Here is a 20,475-nt window from a genome sequence, read left to right as displayed (position 1 = left end):
GAGAGCCGAATGGTTCCCGTAATTGCCCTGGTGGGTCGGCCGAACGTCGGCAAATCCACCCTGTTCAACCGCCTGACCCGCACCCGCGACGCGATCGTCGGTGACCTTTCCGGTCTGACCCGCGACCGCCAGTACGGCGAGGCCAAATGGCAGGGGCGTACCTATATCGTGATCGACACCGGTGGTATCTCCGGTGACGAAGAAGGCATCGACGCGAAGATGGCCGAGCAGTCCCTGCAGGCCATCGAAGAAGCCGATGCCGTGTTGTTCCTGGTCGACGCCCGTGCCGGGCTGTCCGCCTCCGACCAGATGATTGGCGAGCACCTGCGCAAGCGCAACAAGCGCAGCTTCCTGGTGGTCAACAAGGTCGACAACCTCGACCCGGATCTGGCCCGCGCCGAATTCGCCCCGCTGGGCATGGGCGAAGCCCTGGCCATCGCCGGTGCCCATGGTCGTGGTATCACCCAGATGCTCGAAGCGGCCCTGGGCAGCTTTCCCAAGGATGCTGGCGAGCCTGAGGAGGGCGAAGAGCCGGAGGTCGTCGCCGAAGGCGAGGAAGCCAAGCGCATTCCTGGTCCGAGCGAGAAGGACGGCATCAAGCTGGCGATCATCGGCCGCCCCAACGTCGGCAAGTCGACCCTGGTCAACCGCATGCTCGGTGAAGACCGGGTCATCGTCTACGATCAGGCCGGCACCACCCGCGACAGCATCTACATCCCCTTCGAGCGGGATGAAGAGAAGTACACCCTGATCGACACCGCTGGCGTGCGCCGGCGCGGCAAGATCTTCGAGGCGGTGGAAAAGTTCTCGGTGGTCAAGACGTTGCAGGCCATTCAGGATTCCAACGTGGTGGTGTTTGTCATGGACGCCCGCGAAGGCGTGGTCGACCACGACCTCAACCTGCTCGGCTTCGTGCTGGAGAGTGGCCGTGCCCTGGTCATTGCCCTGAACAAGTGGGACGGCATGGAGCCCAGCGAGCGCGATTACGTGAAGACCGAGCTGCAACGCCGGTTGTTCTTCGTCGACTTCGCCGATATCCACTTCATCTCGGCGCTGCATGGCACCGGTGTCGGTCATCTGTACAAGTCGGTGCAGGCTTCGTTCCAGTCGGCCATCACCCGCTGGCCGACCAACCGCCTGACGCAGATCCTCGAAGACGCCGTGCGCGAGCACGCGCCACCCATGGTCAACAACCGCCGGATCAAGTTGCGCTACGCCCACCTGGGTGGTGCCAACCCGCCGCTGATCGTGATCCACGGCAACCAGGTCGATGCGGTGCCCAAGTCCTATATCCGCTACCTGGAAAATACCTACCGGCGTGTGCTCAAGCTGGTTGGTACGCCGATCCGCATCGAGTTCAAGGGCGGTGAGAACCCTTACGAGGGCAACAAGAACACCCTCACCGATCGCCAGGTGAACAAGAAGCGCCGTCTGATGAGCCACCACAAGAAAGCCGACAAGAAGCGCAAGGACAAGCGCTAAGGCGAGTGAAGGAGAGCAGCAAAAACACCGGCCAATGCCTAATGCCAGTCAGTTAAGCTGACTGGCATTTTTCTTTTTGGGGTACTTGATCGGTTTAGGTTTCACGACGCGGGGATAGTGCCGTTCTCGCCTGGGTGGCAGGACGAAGTGACGGGCCTGGATTCTCAGCTCTGCCAGCCGTTGGGGGATAGTCGCCGGTGTTTGCGTGGGGCAATAACGCAGAGCCCCCGCGATGGCCAGCCACTGGAAGCTCAGGCGTTGTGGGGGTATTTCCAGCTCCTCGGCCATCAGGTGCATTTCCTGGCGGATCAGGTTGTAGGCCAGCAAGGTTCCCCATAACTCCTGCCGAGCGAGTTCAGGGAGTTTGCTGCGCAGCAATCCGCCATCTTGCAGGCCTTGCTTGATCTCGCGGTAACCCAGTTCGATCTCCCAGCGCTCGCGATAGTGAGCCGCCACCTGGTCGGCCGGGTAGCGGTGCGGATCACAGAGCGAACTCAGGTAGCGCCTGGGCTTACCATCGACCCTGCGCTCAATCAAACGGGCCTGCCAGTACTCGGGGAGCTGGGGTTGCTGTCGACGGGCCTGAGGCGAGACCGGCAGACGTACCAGCCAGTCACCCGGCCCAAAGGTCTTTACGATGTCATGGCGCAGTGTTGATTTGGCACGCATCAACCAGTGACGTTCGATGCCTTGCCTTTGCCAATCAAGAAGGAAGGTGGCTGAGTAGTAGGCACGATCAAAAATGGTCAGCGAATGGTCACCCACCGCCTGCGCCAACTCCCGGGCGAAACTGAGTTCCCCCACCGCAAAGCTGCCGAAGCGTGCGGCGCGGATCAGGTGGCTATAGGTGTCCATGAGGCAGACCCCACGGGCCTGGGGCCAGTTACTGACACCGTGCTGGTTCTTTCCGCTGGAGAAGGCCTCGCGATTCTCCGGTGTATCCGGCATCGACCAGACCACGCCATCCACGGCAAAACTGCGTAGCCCATGAAAACGGGCGCAGGCGGGAGGCTCGGTCGCCAGCCAGGCTTGCGCCAATTGCTCGAACAAGGCCTCCAACGGGGCCTCGCCCAAGCGCTGCCGCGCCTGCACCACTGCACTGGGTGCAGGAGCCAACCCCTGTCCATCGGATAGGCCCAGTTGCTGCACGATCAGCCAGATGGGTTCGTTCTTGAACAAGGCCATCCCCACGACCAGCCACACAATGCGCTCAGCCGGCAGGCGACGACGGCGAAGCGAAATCGTTCCGGTCAGCCTCAAGGCCTCCTCGATCCATAACGGATCAATCAGTTGCGAAAACCGCTCGAAGGAGGCTGGATTGAGCTCGGCGGTCTGCCGGAGTGCTTGCTGGATGGACATAAAAAACAGGCTCATGGAAATCCAGGAGCCTGTTTCTATTACCGCAGCCTCGGAGTCAATGCCTTAACTGACTGGCATTAGGCCAATGCCGGTGTTTTTGTTTGTAGCCTGTTCGCTGACTGCGTGGATGGTGACGCGATTACGAATATCGTCATTATCTATTGTAAGAGCCCTGATTCCGGGGCGAATGGTGTAGGTAGCGCAGCCACTATTGTGCTGCAAGCAAGAAAGCACCTGCATTGAGCGGGTGCTTTACTTTACGTTTGAGACTCTCCGGCTGCGCCATAGAAAAACCGGGCACTCGATGTCTTTTTAGGCCACTAACCCAGAACCCTACTGCCACAAGAAGGAATTCACGATGAAAGTATTGATGGTTCTGACCTCCCACGATCAGTTGGGCAACACGGGCGCTAAAACCGGCTTCTGGCTCGAAGAGTTCGCAGCCCCTTATTACCTGTTCAAGGATGCCGGTGCCGAAGTGGTCTTGGCTTCGCCAGCCGGTGGTCAACCGCCATTGGATCCCAAAAGCGATCAGCCGGAATTCCAGACCGAGCTGACCCAGCGCTTCAAGGCTGACCCACAGGCGCAAAAACACTTGGCCAGCACCGTCAAGCTGGAGTCGGTCAACCAGCAGGACTTCGACACCGTGTTTTACCCTGGCGGTCACGGCCCGCTGTGGGATCTGGCCGAATCGAGCGTGTCGATCAGCCTGATCGAAGCCTTCGAGCGCGCCGGCAAACCCATCGGCTTCGTCTGTCATGCCCCTGGCGTGCTGCGTCACGTCAAGGCAGTTGACGGCTCTTCGCTGATCAAGGGCCGCCGCGTAACCGGTTTCAGCAACGGCGAAGAAGCTGCGGTAGAGCTGACCAACGTCGTACCGTTCCTGATCGAAGATGAATTCCAGAAGCTCGGCGGCACGTATGAAAAAGGCCCGGATTGGGCACCCTTCGTGATCGAGGACGGCAAGCTGATCACCGGCCAGAACCCTGCCAGTTCGGAAGGTGTCGCCAAAGCCTTGCTTGGCCAGCTCAAATAACGGCTGATTGGGGCTGAACCGCTAGCCGCGGTTGTGCGCGGCGTGGTGATTCAGCCCAGCCTCGCCGTGCTCTGCGGATAGCGACTATGCCCCTGCTCGCTCGGTGTGGTCACGCCTGATTATTGCAACGTTGATGTGCGTTACCACGCTTGTGTGTACAGGTGTCTAAACCTTCACCGAGTCGCTGTACTAAATACTCCGCGTCGCGCGCAACGCCTGAAAAACGCCCCGAGCCCCAGGTGTGCAGCCATGGAAGACCTAGAAAGTACAGGCCGGACAGGGCTGTGATGCCGCGTTTATGCACGGGGTGACCGCGGCCGTTGAATACACCCGCATCGACATAGGTGAAGTCCGGTGCGAAGCCGATACACCAGATGATGACGCTGATGCCGGCCGTTCGCAGATCGAGTCGCTCGCGCTCCTGCGTTGGCTGCCATACCGGTTGGTACATGCTGCCAGGTGGCGCGGAGACAGCGTTTTCCTCGATGTATTTGTCGATGCTGGCGTTGATCCGGTTGTACACCGCATCGGCGGCATCGAGCTTGGCGGCGAGGTCGGGTCGGAAGATCAGTACATCATCCTCCAGTGCGCTCAACAGACCGAACAGCTCCATGCCCTCGCGGGCGAACTGGCGCAGGTCGATATCGCGTCCGCCGTCGCGGCCGGTGACGTAGTGGTTGGTATTATCACGGACGCCTTCGCGCAGCGGGTGCTGGTCAACGCCAATGTCGTAGTAACCCATATCGGCCAGCCAGTCGACCACGTCGCGACCGCGATAGAAGCGTGCGCAGCGTGGCGCATCACCTACGGCGAGATAGACCTTTCTACCGGCCAGGTGTAGGTCTTCGGCGATCTGCGATCCAGATTGCCCCGAACCGACGACTAGCACGTTGCCGGCTGGAAGTTGCTGCGGGTTGCGGTACTGCTCCGAGTGGATCTGGCTGATGCCGCTCGGTAAGCGCTCGGCCAGCCGAGGAATGATCGGCGTGTGGTAACCGCCGGAAGCGATAATTACCTGATCGGCGCTGAACTCGCCCACCGATGTCTGCATTGTATAGCCGCCCTGAGCGCGAGGACTGACGCGCTGCACGCATACACCGGTACGTGCCGGAGCCTTTACCGCATCGATGAAGCCGTCGAGGTAGGCGATGATCTCGTCGCGTTTCATGAACCCGTGCGGATCGTTACCCGCGTAGGGATAGCCGGGCAGGGCGCACTGCCAGTTCGGTGTGACCAGGCTGAAGGCGTCCCAGCGCTGGGTACGCCATGCATGGGTGAGGTCGTGTTTTTCCAGCAGTAGATGATCGATGCCCTGTTGTTGCAGGTAATAGCTGGCCGATAGACCCGCCTGGCCGCCGCCAACGACGATGACGCTGTGGTGTTCAGGGTGGATGGATTTGAGCAGGGTCATGATGGGTGCCTCGTGTTGGCGGTTGCAGGGCAGTGCCTGTGTTCAGGTTGAGCGGCGCAGGTAGTCGAGCCCTTGACGCTGTTGTTTTGGAAGGGAAAGGCGGTTGACTCTCAGAGCGAACTCCAGTCGCTGGTTACTCGGCCCGCATGAGCGGTTTCCATCTCAAGGATTTGCACGTGAGTGCCGGCTTCATAGCGGCTGGCGTGGTTCTTGAGTGAGGTGAGGGTGTCCATGGCCGAGCTGCAGTAGAAGCCTTTCACCTCCCTGACCCGTTCGGAGGCGGAATTCAGGGCGTTTTCCAAGCGCTGAATGAAGTCCTCCAGGGCATAGGGGGTACCGCTGTGCAGGTGCTCGTAGATGACCGTAGAGGGCGAGTAACCGGGGCTTTCCTGGCCGTCGGGCCAGCGTACCTTGAAGTTTACGGCGGGCATTTCAGGGCTCCTTGGAGGACGAGAGAGGGGGGTAGGTGAAACCGGTGAAAGGCTGAGCACCGAGGTTCCAGAATTCGGCCTGTTCGTTGCCCAGGCTGACGTTCAGGCGGGCGTTGTCGGTGATGCGGCCGATTCGTTCGCAACGCAGGCCCTGGAAGGCGAAGGCGGTCTGCACATCTGCCCAGTCGAGCTCGTCCAGGGTCAGCAGGAAGCCGTAGCTGGGAAAGGCCAGCAGCCAGCGTGGCAGGTCGCCGTCGGCCGGGCGCGGCAGGGCGTCGAGGTCGAGCTCGGCGCCGCTGCCGGTGGGTTCCAGCAGCATCAGCAGGGTGCCGAGCAGGCCGGCGTTGCTGATGTCCTTGGCAGCCAGCAGCAGGCCGGCTTCGGCCAGGCGCGGGATGACTTCGAGCTTTTCCCGCAGGCGTTCGCCGGGTTCGTTCTCGAAGGCCTTCCAGTAGGGCGCACCGGCGTGCCAGCGGCCATCCAGATCGACCGCCATGGCCAGCACCTGGCCGGGCGTGACATGCAGGGTCGACAGCAGGCGCTTGGCGATACCGGTGATGGCTACCGCCAGGTTGGCGGTATGGCCGGGCGCCTGGCTGGTGTGACCGCCGGCGAGGATCAGGCCGTAGGCGTCGCAGGCGGCTCGGATGCCGGCCAGTACCTCGTCGGAGGCTTCGGCATCGTGGTGCCAGTAAGCGTTGACCACTGCACAGGCCCGTCCGCCCATGGCGGTGATGTCGCTGACGTTGGCCATCACTGCGGACCAGCCGGCGAACCACGGCGCGCTCTCGACGAAGGCCGGCAACATGCCTTCGATGGCCAGCAACTGGTAACGGTCGCCGACGCGAATGGCCGCGGTGTCGTCGCCGGGCAGGGCATACAGTGTGTCCCGTTCGGTCGGCAGGCGTCGGCTTGCCTGCGTCGGATCCACGGCCTGTCGGGCGGGGCGCTGAATGTCCTGCTTGGCGCGCATGGCCGGGGTGTCGCGCAGCATGTCGAGGAGTTCGTCCAGCGCAGATGGTGCGCTGATGCGCAGCGGGCTAGCCATGACGGCGCGCCTTGAGCGGCATGAGCGAGGCCTGGCGCGGCATGAACGGATAGCTGTTGAGTTGCGCTTGCATCAGCGCATGGGGCTGGCCGAGCAGGTCGATGTGTTCCAGGGTTTGCCAGTGCAGGCTGTGGAAGTAGCTTTCGTTGGCTCGCTGCACGGTGGCGAGAAAGCGCTGGCAGCCGAGCTCGATGGCCCGCGACACCGCCTCGTTGACCAGCGCCGTGCCGATCAGTCCATGGCGACGATAGGCGCGGGCCACGCACAGTCGCCCGCCGTACCACAGGCCTGGCTCCGGCTCGTAGATGCGTACCGCACCGATCACCTGATCGGCCATGCCGCAATTGTGGGCGACGGCGACGATGGGGATGGCCTGGAAGTCGTGGCTGTCCTTGTCCTGAGGCAGCAGGTTCTGCTCGTCGGAGAACACCGCGCGGCGCAGGGCGAAGTAATCGCGTTTTTCCCAGGACTCGCTGGCCGGTTTGACCAGCAGATCGCCGGTCAGGAAGTCGCGGAAGGTGTCATCACTCAGGGCGAAGGCGTGTTCGGCCATGGTCGTGCTCCTGTTACTCGTGATTCTTCAGGGCCGAGCAGGCACCACACTTGGCGCAGCCGGCGTTGATCTTTTCCGAATGCAGGCCGTGGCGGCGCAGGCTGGCGCCGATACGCGGATAGAGGCCCTGCATGAAGGCACTGTCGGGTTTCGGATGATGGGCCAGCGGGGTGCCATCAATGGGCACGAAGGGCACGACGAAGGGATACACGCCGAGCGCTGCGAGTCGTTCGCTCATGGCGGCGATGGCGTCTGCACTGTCGCCCAGGCCAGCGAGGATATAAGTGCTGACCTGGCCGTGACCGAAGACCTTCACTGAGGCTTCGAAGGCGGAAAAATAGCGCGACAGCGGCACCTCGGCCTTGCCCGGCATGATGCGAGCGCGCACCGCATCGGTAACCGCTTCCAGGTGCATGCCGAGGGAGACCACACCGCTGTCCCTGAGACGCTGGAACCAGGCGTCATCGTCCGGTGGCTCGCATTGCGCCTGGATTGGCAGGTCGACTGCGGCAGTCACCGCTGCAGCCGACTCACAGAGGATCGCCGCGCCTCGGTCGGGCGTCTGTGGTGTGCCGGTGGTCATCACCATGTGCTTGACGCCATCGAGCTCGACCGCCGCCTTGGCGACTTCGGCGAGCTGTGCTGGCCGTTTGCGTGCGATGGTCTTGCCACTCGCCAGGGACTGGCCGATGGCGCAGAACTGGCAGGCACTGGCGGCGTCGTTCATGCGGATGCAGTGCTGCAGGAGAGTGGTGGCGAGTACGTTCTTGCTGTGCAGGGTGGCGATCTTCCAGTAGGGCGTGCCGTCTGTGGTGCTGCGGGCGTAGAAGTTCGGCACGCCGGGCACCTCGACCTGCCCGACCTGTTGGCCGTCACGGTAGATCAATGCCAGTTCACCGTTGGCCGAGGGTTGCGCCAGGTAGGGCGAATTCAGCGAGGCCTGATTAAGCATGGGTACCATCGCAGTGTGCGCGCCGAGGGTCAGGGCCTTGTGATCCGATGGCCCGGCACCGCCCTTGCGCGCGAGCCCGGTGCTGGTTTCCTGCCAGCGCACGCCGTGGCATTGCAACTCGGCGAGCAGGTCGATGACGGGCAGTTGGACGGCGTGAATGCGTTCAGGCACTGGCATGATCGAGTTCCTCGACGGCCGGAGCAGGCTGAGTGGCCGCGCGCTCGTGGACGTGGGTGGTCGGCGTGCGGTCGATCAGCAGGCTGAGCAGTTCCGGGCGACTGTAGTGGCCGACCGAATCCATCATCCGTTTGCGCTTGTCGATCAGTGCCAGGTCGAGGTCGGCGATTACCGTGCCTTCACCGCTGCGCAGCGATTCGCCGAGCAGCTTGCCTTCCGGTGAGACAATAGCGCTGAAGCAGCCGCCGGAAATCGGCCCGAGGGCGCAGCCGGTATCGGCCATGATGCGTTGCTGTTGTTCGGGCTCCAGCCAGGCTGTGGCGTTGACCACGAAGCAGCCGGATTCCAGGGCATGGTGACGGATGGTGACTTCCATCTGGTCGGCGAAGATCTCGCCGACCAGCGAGCCGGGGAACATAGCCGCGTGGATCTGCTCGCCGTCTGCCATCAGCGCATAACGTGCTAGCGGGTTGTAGTGCTCCCAGCAGGCCAGCGAGCCGATACGTCCGACGGCGCTGTCCACGGCTCGTAACCCGGAGCCATCGCCCTGACCCCAGACCATGCGTTCGTGGTAGGTCGGGGTGATCTTGCGACGGTGTTGGATCAGGCTGCCGTCGGCATCGAACAGCAACTGTGCATTGTAGATGGTGCCACCGTCGCGCTCGTTGACGCCGAGGCTGACGACCATGCCGGTTTCGCGGCAGGCTTCTCCGATGACTGCGGTGGCGGCCGAGGGTACGGTCACCGATTCGTCGAGCAGCCTGAGGTGTTCCTTGCCCATCTGGAACGGCGGCTGGACGAAGGAGAAATAGGGGTAATAGGGCACCACGGTTTCCGGAAAGACGGCGAACTGCACGCCTTCGCGACCGAGCTGGCGGATCGTGCGCACGATCTTTTCGATGGTGCCATCACGGCTGTAGAGCACGGGCGACAGCTGCACGGCGGCGGCGCGGATGATGGGCATGCTGGGATCCTCGTCTATGCAATCGTCGAATGTTGTCTGCATGCCGTAGGAGTGGGCCAGGGCGACCCGTTCCTACAGATGCGGGTGCCTTACGCCGTCCAGGTATCGATGATCATCGCGCCCTCGCGGCGCATGAGCAGACGCAGATCCATGACGTCCAGCGGGTTGATGGCGCGGATTCCTTCAATCAGGGCTTTCTCGGTCTGCCCATACAAAGCCTGCAGGGCAAAGCGGCAGGCGTAGACTTCGCCGCCTTCCTCCATGAACGCCTTGATCTGGTTGTTGACGGCCAGGTGCCCGGGGAAGGCTTCGGCGCCGAGGGTGGGAAAGCCGCGTTGCACGCCCAACTGCACGCCCGGCCCGTAGAGCAGCACCTTGGTCTCGAAGCCTTTGCGCAGCAGGCGCTTGGCCTGGAGCATGTTGACCAGGCCGATGGAGCCTTCGAAGGCGATGGTGTGGAAGGTGATCAGAACCTTCTCGCCCGGTTCGGCTTTGACGTCCTCGAAGACTTTCTCTTCGTAGTTGACCAGGAAGTCGCCGTCCTTGTAGTGGGCGATATCGACGCTAGGCATGATGCTTCTCCTCTCATGGGCTTTGCAGGACAGCAGCGAAGGCTGCGGTTGCAAGTGCTAGAGCGAAGGCCGTGCCAGGTTTTTTAGGGTATTTATTTTTACTTTAATATCAGTTACTTGATTGTGTGATCCGGTTTTTTACAGCAAATCTGAGCCTTTGCGTCTATAACGCAATCTCGTATAACTACGAAAAATCGTAGGTGTTATCACGAGGTCTCGTAATGCCATGAGTAGCCTGGAACCCGATTACCTTGCTGGCTGGGCTGACATGGCCTATGCCTCGCGCCATATGGTGTTCGAGCACTGCGGCGAGGCGATCGTACAGTTCGATCCGATGGCCAACCGCGTTGTCGACCTCAATATCGCCGCCTGCAAACTGTTCGGCTATCCACGCCAGGAAATGCTCGAACTCACGGTGACGCGGCTATTCGGCCACCAATTGCCCGACCTGATCGTGTTTACCCAGGCTGTGCTGGAGGAAGGCAAAGGGTGGAGCGATGAGCTCAGCGGTGCGTGCAAGAGCGGCGAGCGCATCGAACTGGAAATCTCCGCCACCAGCCTCAAACTCAAGGGTGTGCAGTACCTGATCCTAGTGCTTCGCGAGCGCAGCACGCAGCGTTACCTGCTCGATCAGGCCAGCACCGAACGCACGATGCGTGGTGGTTTGATCGAGTGGAGCAATATCCTCAACCTGTTCCAGGAAACCGAACGCGATACCCAGTTGCTGCTCAGCGCGGTGGGCGACGGGATCTACAGTATCGATAGCGAAGGCCTGGCGACCTACGTCAACCCGGCGGCAGCGCGCATGCTCGGTTGGGATGCGGGTGAGATGCTCGGCAAGAACATCCACCGCATTCATCACCACAGCCACGCCGATGGTAGCCACTACCCGGTGGAGGACTGCCCGATCTACAAGGCGGTGCACGACGGCCTGATTCACGAGGGGCGTCAGGAGGTGTTCTGGCGGCGTGATGGCAGTATGTTTCCGGTGGAATTCACCAGCACGCCGGTCATCGCCGATGGGCGCATCGTTGGCTCCGTCGTGGTATTTCGCGATATCACCGAGCGACTCAGTACTCAGCAGCGTCTGCACAATGCTTTAGAGGAGCTGCAGGAACTCAAGCAGCGCCTGGAACAACAGAACGCCTACCTGCAGGAAGAAATCCAGATCCAGCACAGCTATCGCGAAATCGTCGGGCAGAGCGAGCCGATCCTGAAGATCGTCAAGCAGATCGATGTGGTCGCTCCAACCGACGCCAGCGTGTTGATCCACGGCGAATCCGGCACCGGCAAGGAGCTGATCGCCCGGGCCATTCACCAAGCCAGCAAGCGTAATACCCAGCCGCTGATCCGGGTGAACTGCGCGGCCATTCCGGCGGAACTGTTCGAGAGCGAATTCTTTGGCCATGTGCGCGGCGCCTTCACCGGCGCCCTGCGCGATCGGGTCGGCCGTTTCGAACTGGCCGATGGCGGCACGCTTTTTCTCGATGAGATCGGCGAGATTCCTCTGGAACTGCAGAGCAAACTGTTGCGTGTGTTGCAGGAAGGCCAGTTCGAGCGGGTAGGCGAAGAGCGCACGCGGCGCGTCGATGTACGCATCGTCGCCGCAACCAACCGCGACTTACGCGCGGAAGCGGAGGCCAAGCGCTTTCGCGAAGACCTGTATTTTCGGCTCAACGTTTTTCCCATCCACTCACCAGCGTTGCGTGAACGCCGCATGGACATTGCGCAGTTGGCGACGCACTTCCTGATGCAGGTTGGGCAGCGCCTGAACATGCCGGGCCGGCGCCTGCGTAAAAGTGACATTGAACGGCTGCAGCGTTATGACTGGCCGGGCAATATCCGCGAACTGCAGAACGTGATCGAGCGCGCGTTGATCACCAGCCAGGGCCCCGACCTGCATATCGATCTACCTGACGGCAGGCCTATGCCGACATCGGCAATTGAAGTGACACCTGGGCAGTGCGCTGCACGGGTCATGACCGAAGTACAGATGCGTCAACTGGAGATCGACAATTTGCGGGCTGCGCTCAAGGCTACCGGTGGTCGATTGTTTGGCGAGAAAGGCGCGGCGACATTACTGGGAATTAAGCCGACTACCCTGGCATCTCGGCTCAAGCGTTTGAACCTGCCTTCCACGGATTAAGAAAGATCACCACGCTGCGGGTGAAAGATATCCGCAAGGTCACTGGCCTGATTGAAGTCAAATTCGCGGCCATGATCGGCGTCCTGCGTAGCTGTATCCGGTGCTAACCGCGAAGTCCACGTAGGCCGTCATGGCGATTGCGGTTCGCGGGTTCGGCGGACAGAGCCAGAACAGGGGGCGACATCCTTGAACGTTTCGTCGACGACGGCGCCCGACACCCGCTCCGATTGACCGAGCCGCCAGTCTCAATTGCTCCAGTCAGGCCCGCTCGAATGCTTTCGGTGGTCAGGGAGAGTCCTGAGCCTGTGTCGACTCACGAACCACCGCGATGAATGCTTTCAGCGGCGCAGGCACATGGCGATAGCTGGCGTAGTAGAGGCACAGACCCGGTGACGCCGGAGTCCAGTCTTCAAGCAGCAGGCTCAGCGTACCGCTATCCAGGGCTGGGCGAGCGAAAGGTTCCGGTACGAAGGCAATGCCCAGGCCATCGGAAGCCGCCTCGACCATCAGATCGTTGTCGTCCAGGCTCAGCGTGCCGGGGACGTCCAGTGCCAGCTGCTGCGTGCCCTTCTCGAACTCCCATCGATAGCGCTTTCCGCTGGGCAGCCTTTGGCGAATGCAGCGATGGGACATCAGGTCGGCAGGTGTGGCCGGCACTCCGAACGCCTCGACGTAGCCTGGCGACGCCACCGCAACGAAGCGAATGTCGCTGCCGAAGGGGACGGCCACCATATCTTTTGGTACCGATTCGGCCAGACGCACACCGGCATCGAAACCTTCACCCACGATGTCCACCAGTTGCCCTTCGGTGACCAGCTCCAGAACCACGCGCGGGTGACGCTGCTGGAATGTCGGGATGGCGTGCTTGAGCAACCAGCGCGCGCCGCCCTTGTTGGCGTTGATGCGCAGTGTGCCGACCAGTTCGTCCTGGCCGTGGCTGACCGCATCCAGTACGTCATCCAGTTCTCGCAACAGGGGGGCCAGCCGCTGCAGCAACTGCTCGCCGGCCTCCGTCAGCGCAACACTGCGGGTGGTTCGGTGCAGGAGGCGGACACCGAGATGGCGTTCGAGCCCTTTCAAGGCATGGCTGAGGGATGACCGCGATACGCCAAGCACGTCGGCGGCCTTCTGGAAGCCGCGGTGCCGTGCCACATGGGCGAATGCTTTCAGGTCGGAGAGGCTGACGTTGGCCATTAGTGAATACTTTTCACCAGCTTGTTCGAATTGGTACGGCTTATCATACGCCGTTCGGGCTCCTACCATCTGTGCAAACCCCACAGGAGGTTCCCGATGAAAACATGGTTGATCACAGGCGCATCATCCGGCCTTGGGCTGGTCATGACCACGAAGTTGCTGGAGCGGGGCGATCGGGTGGTCGCGTGCGGGCGACGTATTGCGCCGTTCGAGGCGCTCCGGCGAACGGCGGGCGAGAGGCTGCACATCGCGCGCTTCGATCTCACCGACACGGCCGCACTGCGGCGGGAAGTGGATGCCGCCTTCGCAACCTTTGGCCGAATAGATACGGTGGTCAGCAATGCCGGTTACGGGCTGTTCGGCGCCGCAGAGGAGGTCACCGATGCGCAGATAGAGCGTCAGATCGCCACCAATCTGATCGCGTCGATCCAACTCGTACGTGCCGTGTTGCCCCACCTGCGCAAGCAGGGAGGCGGCCGAATCATGCAGGTCTCCTCCGAAGGCGGACAAGTGGCCTATCCCAATTTCAGTCTCTACCACGCGACCAAATGGGGCATCGAGGGCTTCCTCGATGCGGTTGCCCAGGAGGTGGCGCCGTTCGGCATCGACATCGTGATCGCCGAGCCGGGGCCGACCGTGACCGGGTTCGCTGGTGGCCTGGATCACGCCGCCCCGTTGGAGGCCTACGACGCGACGCCGGCCGGCGATGTGCGGCGCGCCATATCCAGCGGCGCATTCGATATCAAGGGCGATGCCGAGCGCACGGTCGATGCGATGATCCAGGTGGCGGATTCGGCGCAGCCGCGGCGCCGGATCGCGCTGGGCAGCACGGCGTTCGAGAACATCCATCGTGTATTGACCGCCCGTCTGGACGATCTGGTGGTGCAGAAGTCGCTGACGCTGACGGCGGACAGGCTATGAAGTGGTCGCTCGCGCTTCTCCTTGCGGCCTCCATCGCCATCGGGGCCAGCGAGCTTGTGCCGTCTCCTGCCGTACCCAACCAGGTTGCCGGCACGTGGCGCATGGTCTCTGCCACATTGGAGACCGATGGCAAGATCGAACGACCTTATGGAGAGAACCCCGAAGGCATGCTCGTCTTCACCACTGACATGCATTTCGTCGAAGTGCTGACCAATGGCGACACCCAACGTTTCGAGTCGAATGCGCGGGGTGGCGGCACCGACGACGAAAACAGGCGCGCCATGGCGTCGAGCATCGGGTTCTTCGGTACCTACACCGTGGACGAGCACGGCCGCTTCACCGGCAACCGCGTCGAGGGCGCCACGTTCCCCAACTGGGTGGGCGCAGTTCGAACCGGGCGGGAACTGCAACTGAGGGTCGAGGATGATCGTATGTACGAAACGTTCACTCGCCCGGATGGAGGACGAGTGAGTGCAGAGTTCGTGCGGGTTCGACATCCCGGCGTAACCAGCGGAAAAGGGGCCAGAGTCGACGTTCCCGAACCTCGATGACCTATCCGCCAACGTCCTACCGACTCTCGCATTGAACGACTGAATTAAGCCGCGCCGCGAAGCGGCGTCGGCTTGAATTGCTAGGCTCGATCAGACGAGCGACCAATGGCACCCAAGTGTGTGAAGCGAAACCCCGCTGAGTACTTGAGGCCGTACCCCAATGCACGATCAAAACCTATATGTGCCGCCCAGATGATGCCGAGGGCCAACATGGTAGGTGCGTCAAAGGCAATGCCAGCCCCAAGAAGCAGCAGCGAGCCAATGTACGAGTGAGCAGCGTTGTACAGCGCGGCGCCTGCTTTCGGCCCTGCCAAATAGCCAAGGAAGGAAAGATCGGGCGCCAGAAACAGCAAGGCGAACATTCCCCAGCCGATCCCGAACTGTGCATAGGCAAACAGGCTGAATGCCAGCACGCACAGGCCCTCGATACGCAAAATGAACTTCACTCCACCGCTAACCGAATTGTCCATGCTTTGTCCTAGTGCCTATGGTCGCTGCGACAAGCCGGACTATGCCGGGCGCAAGCAGTGGGAAGCAGACCGCCAGCTTCGGAGGCGGCGCACCGTCAAAGTTCGGATTTCAGGCTGTCGAAGGCGTCCCGCAGGAACTTGGCCGCAGGCTTTCGCTGGCCGGTTTGCTCCCTCCATGCCGAAAGCGCGACTCTCATCGCACCGATGGACACCATGGCCACCATCCTCAGCGCCGCACGGCGCTCGGGCTGCCGCCAGACCTCGCATAGTGCATTGAATAGCGACTGTTCCTGTTCCGCATAGTGCGCCTGCTTGCGCGCAAGCAGCGATTCGCTCGACAGCATGAGATTGTCGACGGCGATCATCTGCTCGGTCGTGTAGCGCGCAATGTGCTTCACCATCGCATCGCGAACCGCATCGAGTGGCGGCACATCGGGCGATGTCTTCAGCAGGCTGGCAAGCAGACTGGCCCTATCGGCCTCCAGCCAGAAAAAGATGATGTCGTCCTTCGACTTGAAGTACGAGAAAAAGGTGCGGCGCGAGATGCCGGCTTCTGCCGCGATCGCGTCCAGCGTCGTGCTGTCGTAACCCTGGCTGAGGAACAGGCGCTGGCCGACCTCGGCGATGCGCTGCTGGGTTTCGCGGCGCTTGCGTTCCCGCAAGCCTTCTGTGGGCGCAATGCCCGCGCGGGAAGGGATTTCCGACATTTCTGGATGGCCTATTGCGTATTTGCACTCGGTGCACTAATGTCTGCACTTAGTGCATTTATTTATGCACCTAGATTACCTTCCTTTCCCATGCAAGGCAAAGACCATGGCTAACTGGGCAGCTTCCGATATTCCCCCTCAACATGGCCGCACGGTGGTCGTCACTGGAACTGGCGGTCTTGGGTTTGAAGACGCGTTGGCGCTGGCCCGTGCCGGTGCCAACGTCATCATCGCAGGCCGGAGCCAGTCGAAAGGGATGGCCGCCGTCAACCAGATCCGCCAAAGCGTTCCGGGCGCCAATGTAAGGTTCGGAGCGCTGGATCTCGCCAGCCTCGATTCCGTGGAGGCATTCTGCGAGGGCCTGTACTCCTCGATCAATGGCCTCGATCTGCTGATCAACAACGCGGGAGTGATGATGCCCCCGCAACGGCAGGTGACCGCCGACGGATTCGAGCTGCAGTTCGGTACGAACTACCTGGGCCACTTCGCCTTGACCGCCCAATTGCTGCCGCTGTTGCGCAAAGGTGAAAACCCCCGCGTTGTCAGTCTCTCAAGCATCGCTGCCCCACAGGGTGCGATCCACTTCGACGATCTGCAGTTCGAGCGCGACTACAAGTCGATGGTCGCCTACAGCCAATCGAAACTGGCCTGCCTGATGTTCGCCCTCGAATTGCAACGCCGCAGCGATGCGGCGGGCTGGGGTATCCAGAGCATCGCTGCCCATCCGGGCGTGTCGCGTACCGACCTGTTGCCCAATGGTGCAGGCGCAGGGAGCGCCGCGGGCATCGCCCGTCGTTTCTTGTGGTTCCTGTTCCAGCCAGCCGCGCAGGGTGCGTTGCCGACGCTCTATGCCGCAACTTCGCCGCAGGCGCAAGGTGGTGCCTACTACGGGCCCGACAAGCTTGGCGAAACGCGAGGCTATCCCACGCTCGCGAAAGTGCCTGCGCAGGCACTGGACAGCGATGCCGCGGCAAAGCTTTGGGTCGAGTCGGAACGGCTGACCGGAGTGTTCTTCTTTTCGGGTGAAGAGCGGAATCCTGCGTCGCTGCCATCCGCAGAATAAATCCCCATTGATCCTCCGACCGGTTATTACTCGATGACTGCACTGAAAGCTGACCCCATCACTCCAGTTTCGCCGCCCTTGAACATGAGCCGCCGGCAAGTGAATACCATGCTGCTGTTGGCTGCGTTGGCCCCGTCCACGATTGCGAGAGCACAGTACGCAGAGCCGCCCTACCTGGTGACTGATTTCGACTGGGTCGATCACGCTCGTTCGCGCCCGGTGCCTGCGCGCTTGTACTGGCCAAAGGTCGCGACGCCCGAAATGTCGGTGCCATTGGTAGTGTTCTCGCATGGCATCGGTGGTTCGCGGCAAGGTTACAGCTACCTCGGAAAACACTGGTCAACCCAGGGCATCGCTAGTCTGCACGTCCAGCATGTCGGTAGCGATGCGGCACTTTGGCGGGGAAATCCGTTCGGCGTGGTTGGCCGTCTGCAGGCCGCGGCTCAAGAGAAGGAGGCCATCGCACGTGCCGCCGATGTGCGCTTCGCGCTCGACCGAATGCTCTCGGACGAAACTGGCAGCCGTGGTGCGGCGGTGAACCGCCAGCGCCTCGTCGCGGCGGGCCACTCGTATGGCGCGAACACCACGCTGCTCACGGTCGGCGCGCAAGTCGTGAGAGACGGCCAGATCATCGACTGCCTGGATTCTCGCTTCTCTGCGGCGGTTGTTATCTCCTCGCCGCCGTTCTATGGCGAACCCGATGTGGCGGCAGTGCTGAGCAAAGTATCGATTCCGACCATCCATGTGACCTCGACCGACGACGTGATCGAGATTCCGGGCTATCGCTCGGGCGTGGAGGATCGACTGGCCATCTTCGATGCGATTGCCAATCCGCACAAGCTGCTTGCCGTTTTCCATGGTGGCTCCCACAGCATGTTCACTGATCGTCCATTCACCGGCGGCCTGTCACTCAACGCCAAGGTGAAGGTGGCCACTGCAGATCTCGCCTTGGCGTTCTTCGACCTGATTTTCGAGGGTGACGGCGCAGCGCTCATGCAGTGGCAAACGATCTGGCAGCCCATTCTGGCGCGGGCACCAACCATCGATCTCGCACACCGAATGAGGATGGCACCCGCCAATGTGATTCCAAGCCTGTCCTCTTCGGAAGCTGTACCCGTTCAACCCAAGGCAATCTAGGAGAAGCGAGGCACCGTGGTGCATGGCCTGGTGGCCTGCACGACGCTGGTCGGTATCGACCCGGCGCTTTCGTCTGCGCAACGTGACCAGGCCCGCAGGCTATCTCCGATCTACAGGCGAACTTAACCATGCACCAATACATCGTTTATACGGCCTACGGCTGGCTCACCCTGACTGGATCACTTCACTTTATCGTTGACGTGGTGTCCCAGTACCTACGAGGCAAACGCGAACCCGGTCTGGAGACGACCCTGTACTACGGGCTGAACGCCGCCTTTTCATTGGGACAGGTTGCCTTCGGGTTGCTTGGGCTGTTCCTGGCGTGGCGAGCCATGCATCTCCTCAGCGAAACTCCCGTGCTGATCCTGTCTGTCGCAACAGCACTTGGATGGCTCGCAATCACCTTCCTGTTCATGGAGTACTGGGAGCCAAAGTTCAACGTCGGAATTTTCTGCCTGCTCATTGTTGCCGCCTTTGCTACGCGCTGATCGCGCAGCGGATGAGCGCAAGGTGCTCAAACAAATTATCGAGCGGTAGAGGTAATCCATGAGCAAGTTCGACGACCTACTGGAAAGCATTCAATAGATGGACGAGATTCACTACGCCAGCCTTCGTGGGAGTTTTCCGTGGATGCCCCTGAAGGTGAAAGATATCTGCAAGGCCACTCGCCTCGCTCAAGCCAAGTTCGCAGCCATGATCGGGGAACCCTGAGTAACTGTGAGCAGGGACGTCGGCCCGGCCAAGGCACTACTGCGGGCGATTCACAACGACCCCAAGCATGTCATCCAGGCGCTGTCCGCCTAGATTTCGACACTTCTTCGACACCTCTGAACGTCGCCCACAAAAAAGCCCTGTAAAACAGGGCTTTAGTTTTTCTGATCTGGAGCGGGCTAAGGGAATCGAACCCTCGTCATGAGCTTGGGAAGCTCAACAGCGTGGAATCCCATGATGTGCAAGGTGGTACACAGATGCCCCTTGAGGCCAGTAGAATCGCGGCTTTTCGCGGGGTGGGTGATCCGGGGTTGTCCCGGTGTGTCCCATCTTGATTTCGGCGAACGGCCCCCAGAAACGGCCCCCAGGATGGATTGCCAGTGCTCACCGAAAAACAGATCCGGGCGTTCAAGCCCGAAGAGAAGGAATTCACTGTCAGCGACGGCCGTACAGCGAGAGGGGAGGGTGTGTTGCTGCTGCGCGTGCGCCCCAATGGCACCAAAGAGTTCTATTTTCAGCGCCGACAGGGTAATCGCAAGGTGAAGGCCAAGCTGGGCAACTGGCCGGCGATGAGCCTGACCGAGGCGCGCGACCAGTGCCGTCAGCAGAAAGAAGTGGTCATCGAGGCCGGCACCTTCAAGGATGTGCTGGATACCTACGTGGCCAAGCTGAAAGCGGAAGGTGCCAGCACGGCCGGGCACGTCGAATGGTCGTTCAAGCATTACGTGCTCGAGCCGTGCCCACACCTGGCCAAGCGCCCGGCGGCTATGACCACCCCCGGCGATATCCGCGACATCATCACCATGATGATCAACGACGGCATTACGACGGCCTGTAACCGGGTGCGCTCGCGACTGCATGCGGCGTTCCAGCACGCCCTGCAGGAGGAATTCAACCCGCGCAATTTCCATGTGAACAAGGTGAAATTCGGCCTGCTGTCCAACCCAGTGGCGTCGATCCCGGTGCAATCGGATTGGGAGGCACCTGGCGAGCGGAATCTCTCTGTGGCCGAACTCTCGATCCTCTGGAACCTGTTGCCTGAGCACCTGACCCTTACTACCGCCGAGCTGCTCAAGTTCCTGATCGCCACGGGTGGCCAGCGGCCGGAACAGTTGCTGCGTTCTGATCGAACGCTCTACCAGCGCGACCATATGATCATCCGCAACCCCAAGGCCGGCGCTGGCGAGCGCAGCGTGCATGTGGTGCCGCTCAACAAGTTGGCCAAGCACTGTTTGAGTGAGATGGACGCAATCAGCAAAGACAGCGTCTACCCGTTCCAGGGCAAGAAGGCTGGCCAGTCACTGCAGGCCCAGTCCCTTTCGCGAGCCGTGACGGCGCTGTACGGCCGCCATGAAAAGTTGTTCAACGGGCCGTTTACCCTGCGCGATATCCGCCGAACCTGCACCACGCTGATGGGCGCCGCCGGGCTGGACAAGCCGCTACGGGATCGCATCCAGGGGCGTGCATTCAATGATGTAGGGTCGAAGCACTATGATCGCTACGACTACTTCAAAGAGAAGAAAGCGGGGCTTACCCGCTGGGCGACCTGGTTGGATAAGAACGTCATCACTCAGAAAGGCTGAGGGCCGC

20 protein-coding genes and 1 pseudogene are annotated in these 20,475 nt (G+C 61.4%); 10 read left to right on the top strand and 11 right to left on the bottom strand.

Annotation, left to right across the window (positions count from 1 at the left end):
* Window positions 1–9: 9 nt before the first annotated feature.
* Window positions 10–1,482: a ribosome biogenesis GTPase Der gene (gene der / locus DNK10_RS00280; protein ID WP_131180718.1), complete on the top strand. Its 1,473-nt coding sequence runs from the start codon at window positions 10–12 to the stop codon at window positions 1,480–1,482.
* Between the two features lie 48 nt (window positions 1,483–1,530).
* On the opposite strand, the gene DNK10_RS00275 is transcribed toward der, so the two are convergent.
* The gene (locus DNK10_RS00275) at window positions 1,531–2,856 is read right to left on the bottom strand and encodes an IS4 family transposase (protein WP_131190223.1); all 1,326 of its coding nucleotides are present in this window, start codon (window positions 2,854–2,856) and stop codon (window positions 1,531–1,533) included.
* A gap of 343 nt (window positions 2,857–3,199) precedes the next feature.
* Between DNK10_RS00275 and DNK10_RS00270 the strand changes: the two genes are divergently transcribed.
* Window positions 3,200–3,877, top strand: coding sequence for a type 1 glutamine amidotransferase domain-containing protein (locus DNK10_RS00270; RefSeq protein WP_131190222.1), 678 nt, complete (start codon window positions 3,200–3,202; stop codon window positions 3,875–3,877).
* A 109-nt stretch (window positions 3,878–3,986) separates the two neighbouring features.
* On the opposite strand, the gene DNK10_RS00265 is transcribed toward DNK10_RS00270, so the two are convergent.
* From DNK10_RS00265 to DNK10_RS00235, 7 genes are all read right to left on the bottom strand, one after another.
* Window positions 3,987–5,288, bottom strand: a complete 1,302-nt coding sequence (locus tag DNK10_RS00265) for an MSMEG_0569 family flavin-dependent oxidoreductase (RefSeq protein ID WP_131190221.1) — start codon at window positions 5,286–5,288, stop codon at window positions 3,987–3,989.
* A gap of 110 nt (window positions 5,289–5,398) precedes the next feature.
* Complete coding sequence (locus DNK10_RS00260; RefSeq protein ID WP_131190220.1) at window positions 5,399–5,719, bottom strand: MSMEG_0570 family nitrogen starvation response protein; 321 nt, start codon at window positions 5,717–5,719, stop codon at window positions 5,399–5,401.
* Between the two features lies 1 nt (window position 5,720).
* Window positions 5,721–6,767, bottom strand: coding sequence for a sll0787 family AIR synthase-like protein (locus tag DNK10_RS00255; protein ID WP_131190219.1), 1,047 nt, complete (start codon window positions 6,765–6,767; stop codon window positions 5,721–5,723).
* Window positions 6,760–7,320 (bottom strand): MSMEG_0567/Sll0786 family nitrogen starvation N-acetyltransferase, encoded by a 561-nt coding sequence (locus DNK10_RS00250; protein ID WP_131190218.1) that lies wholly within the window; start codon window positions 7,318–7,320, stop codon window positions 6,760–6,762. The genes DNK10_RS00255 and DNK10_RS00250 overlap by 8 nt, the downstream gene beginning before the upstream one ends.
* A 13-nt stretch (window positions 7,321–7,333) precedes the next feature.
* Window positions 7,334–8,449: an MSMEG_0568 family radical SAM protein gene (locus DNK10_RS00245; RefSeq protein WP_244216186.1), complete on the bottom strand. Its 1,116-nt coding sequence runs from the start codon at window positions 8,447–8,449 to the stop codon at window positions 7,334–7,336.
* Window positions 8,436–9,413, bottom strand: a complete 978-nt coding sequence (locus DNK10_RS00240) for a Nit6803 family nitrilase (RefSeq protein WP_131190217.1) — start codon at window positions 9,411–9,413, stop codon at window positions 8,436–8,438. Before DNK10_RS00240 ends, DNK10_RS00245 begins: the two co-directional genes overlap by 14 nt.
* 89 nt (window positions 9,414–9,502) lie before the next feature.
* Window positions 9,503–9,985: an MSMEG_0572/Sll0783 family nitrogen starvation response protein gene (locus tag DNK10_RS00235; protein ID WP_131190216.1), complete on the bottom strand. Its 483-nt coding sequence runs from the start codon at window positions 9,983–9,985 to the stop codon at window positions 9,503–9,505.
* A 226-nt stretch (window positions 9,986–10,211) separates the two neighbouring features.
* Here DNK10_RS00235 and DNK10_RS00230 point away from each other — a divergent pair, with 226 nt between their 5' ends.
* A complete protein-coding gene (locus tag DNK10_RS00230; protein WP_131190215.1) occupies window positions 10,212–12,131 on the top strand; it encodes a sigma 54-interacting transcriptional regulator in 1,920 nt (639 codons plus the stop codon).
* A 285-nt stretch (window positions 12,132–12,416) separates the two neighbouring features.
* Here DNK10_RS00230 and DNK10_RS00225 read toward each other — a convergent pair whose 3' ends face one another.
* Window positions 12,417–13,325, bottom strand: coding sequence for a LysR family transcriptional regulator (locus DNK10_RS00225; RefSeq protein WP_131190214.1), 909 nt, complete (start codon window positions 13,323–13,325; stop codon window positions 12,417–12,419).
* Window positions 13,326–13,421: 96 nt separating this feature from the next.
* On the opposite strand from DNK10_RS00225, the gene DNK10_RS00220 reads away from it, so the two are divergent.
* Both DNK10_RS00220 and DNK10_RS00215 read left to right on the top strand, forming a co-directional pair.
* Window positions 13,422–14,246, top strand: a complete 825-nt coding sequence (locus tag DNK10_RS00220) for an SDR family oxidoreductase (RefSeq protein WP_131190213.1) — start codon at window positions 13,422–13,424, stop codon at window positions 14,244–14,246.
* Window positions 14,243–14,797 carry a lipocalin-like domain-containing protein gene (locus tag DNK10_RS00215; protein WP_131190212.1) on the top strand — a complete coding sequence of 185 codons (555 nt, stop codon included), beginning with the start codon at window positions 14,243–14,245 and terminating at the stop codon, window positions 14,795–14,797. Before DNK10_RS00220 ends, DNK10_RS00215 begins: the two co-directional genes overlap by 4 nt.
* A gap of 80 nt (window positions 14,798–14,877) precedes the next feature.
* Here DNK10_RS00215 and DNK10_RS00210 read toward each other — a convergent pair whose 3' ends face one another.
* Together DNK10_RS00210 and DNK10_RS00205 are read right to left on the bottom strand one after the other, a co-directional pair.
* The gene (locus DNK10_RS00210; RefSeq protein WP_131190211.1) at window positions 14,878–15,267 is read right to left on the bottom strand and encodes a DUF4260 domain-containing protein; all 390 of its coding nucleotides are present in this window, start codon (window positions 15,265–15,267) and stop codon (window positions 14,878–14,880) included.
* 95 nt (window positions 15,268–15,362) lie between these two features.
* On the bottom strand, window positions 15,363–15,974 hold the full coding sequence (locus DNK10_RS00205) for a TetR/AcrR family transcriptional regulator (RefSeq protein ID WP_131182325.1): 612 nt from the start codon (window positions 15,972–15,974) through the stop codon (window positions 15,363–15,365).
* 106 nt (window positions 15,975–16,080) lie between these two features.
* Here DNK10_RS00205 and DNK10_RS00200 point away from each other — a divergent pair, with 106 nt between their 5' ends.
* The 5 genes and pseudogenes from DNK10_RS00200 (at window position 16,081) to DNK10_RS00180 (ending at window position 20,468) form a co-directional block, all read left to right on the top strand.
* Entirely contained in the window at window positions 16,081–17,037 is a 957-nt protein-coding gene (locus DNK10_RS00200) for an SDR family oxidoreductase (RefSeq protein WP_131190210.1), read from the top strand.
* 33 nt (window positions 17,038–17,070) lie between these two features.
* The gene (locus tag DNK10_RS00195) at window positions 17,071–18,174 is read left to right on the top strand and encodes an alpha/beta hydrolase family protein (RefSeq protein ID WP_208738770.1); all 1,104 of its coding nucleotides are present in this window, start codon (window positions 17,071–17,073) and stop codon (window positions 18,172–18,174) included.
* Window positions 18,175–18,302: 128 nt separating this feature from the next.
* Window positions 18,303–18,662 (top strand): hypothetical protein, encoded by a 360-nt coding sequence (locus DNK10_RS00190; protein ID WP_131190209.1) that lies wholly within the window; start codon window positions 18,303–18,305, stop codon window positions 18,660–18,662.
* Between the two features lie 58 nt (window positions 18,663–18,720).
* Window positions 18,721–18,978 (top strand): annotated as a pseudogene (locus DNK10_RS26070) (helix-turn-helix domain-containing protein).
* Window positions 18,979–19,265: 287 nt separating this feature from the next.
* Window positions 19,266–20,468 carry a tyrosine-type recombinase/integrase gene (locus DNK10_RS00180; RefSeq protein WP_131190208.1) on the top strand — a complete coding sequence of 401 codons (1,203 nt, stop codon included), beginning with the start codon at window positions 19,266–19,268 and terminating at the stop codon, window positions 20,466–20,468.
* Window positions 20,469–20,475 lie beyond the last annotated feature (7 nt).

It is taken from the genome of Phytopseudomonas daroniae (assembly GCF_004327275.1).
Classification (GTDB): domain Bacteria; phylum Pseudomonadota; class Gammaproteobacteria; order Pseudomonadales; family Pseudomonadaceae; genus Aquipseudomonas; species Aquipseudomonas daroniae.
This window is presented reverse-complemented; position numbering and strand designations above follow the sequence as displayed.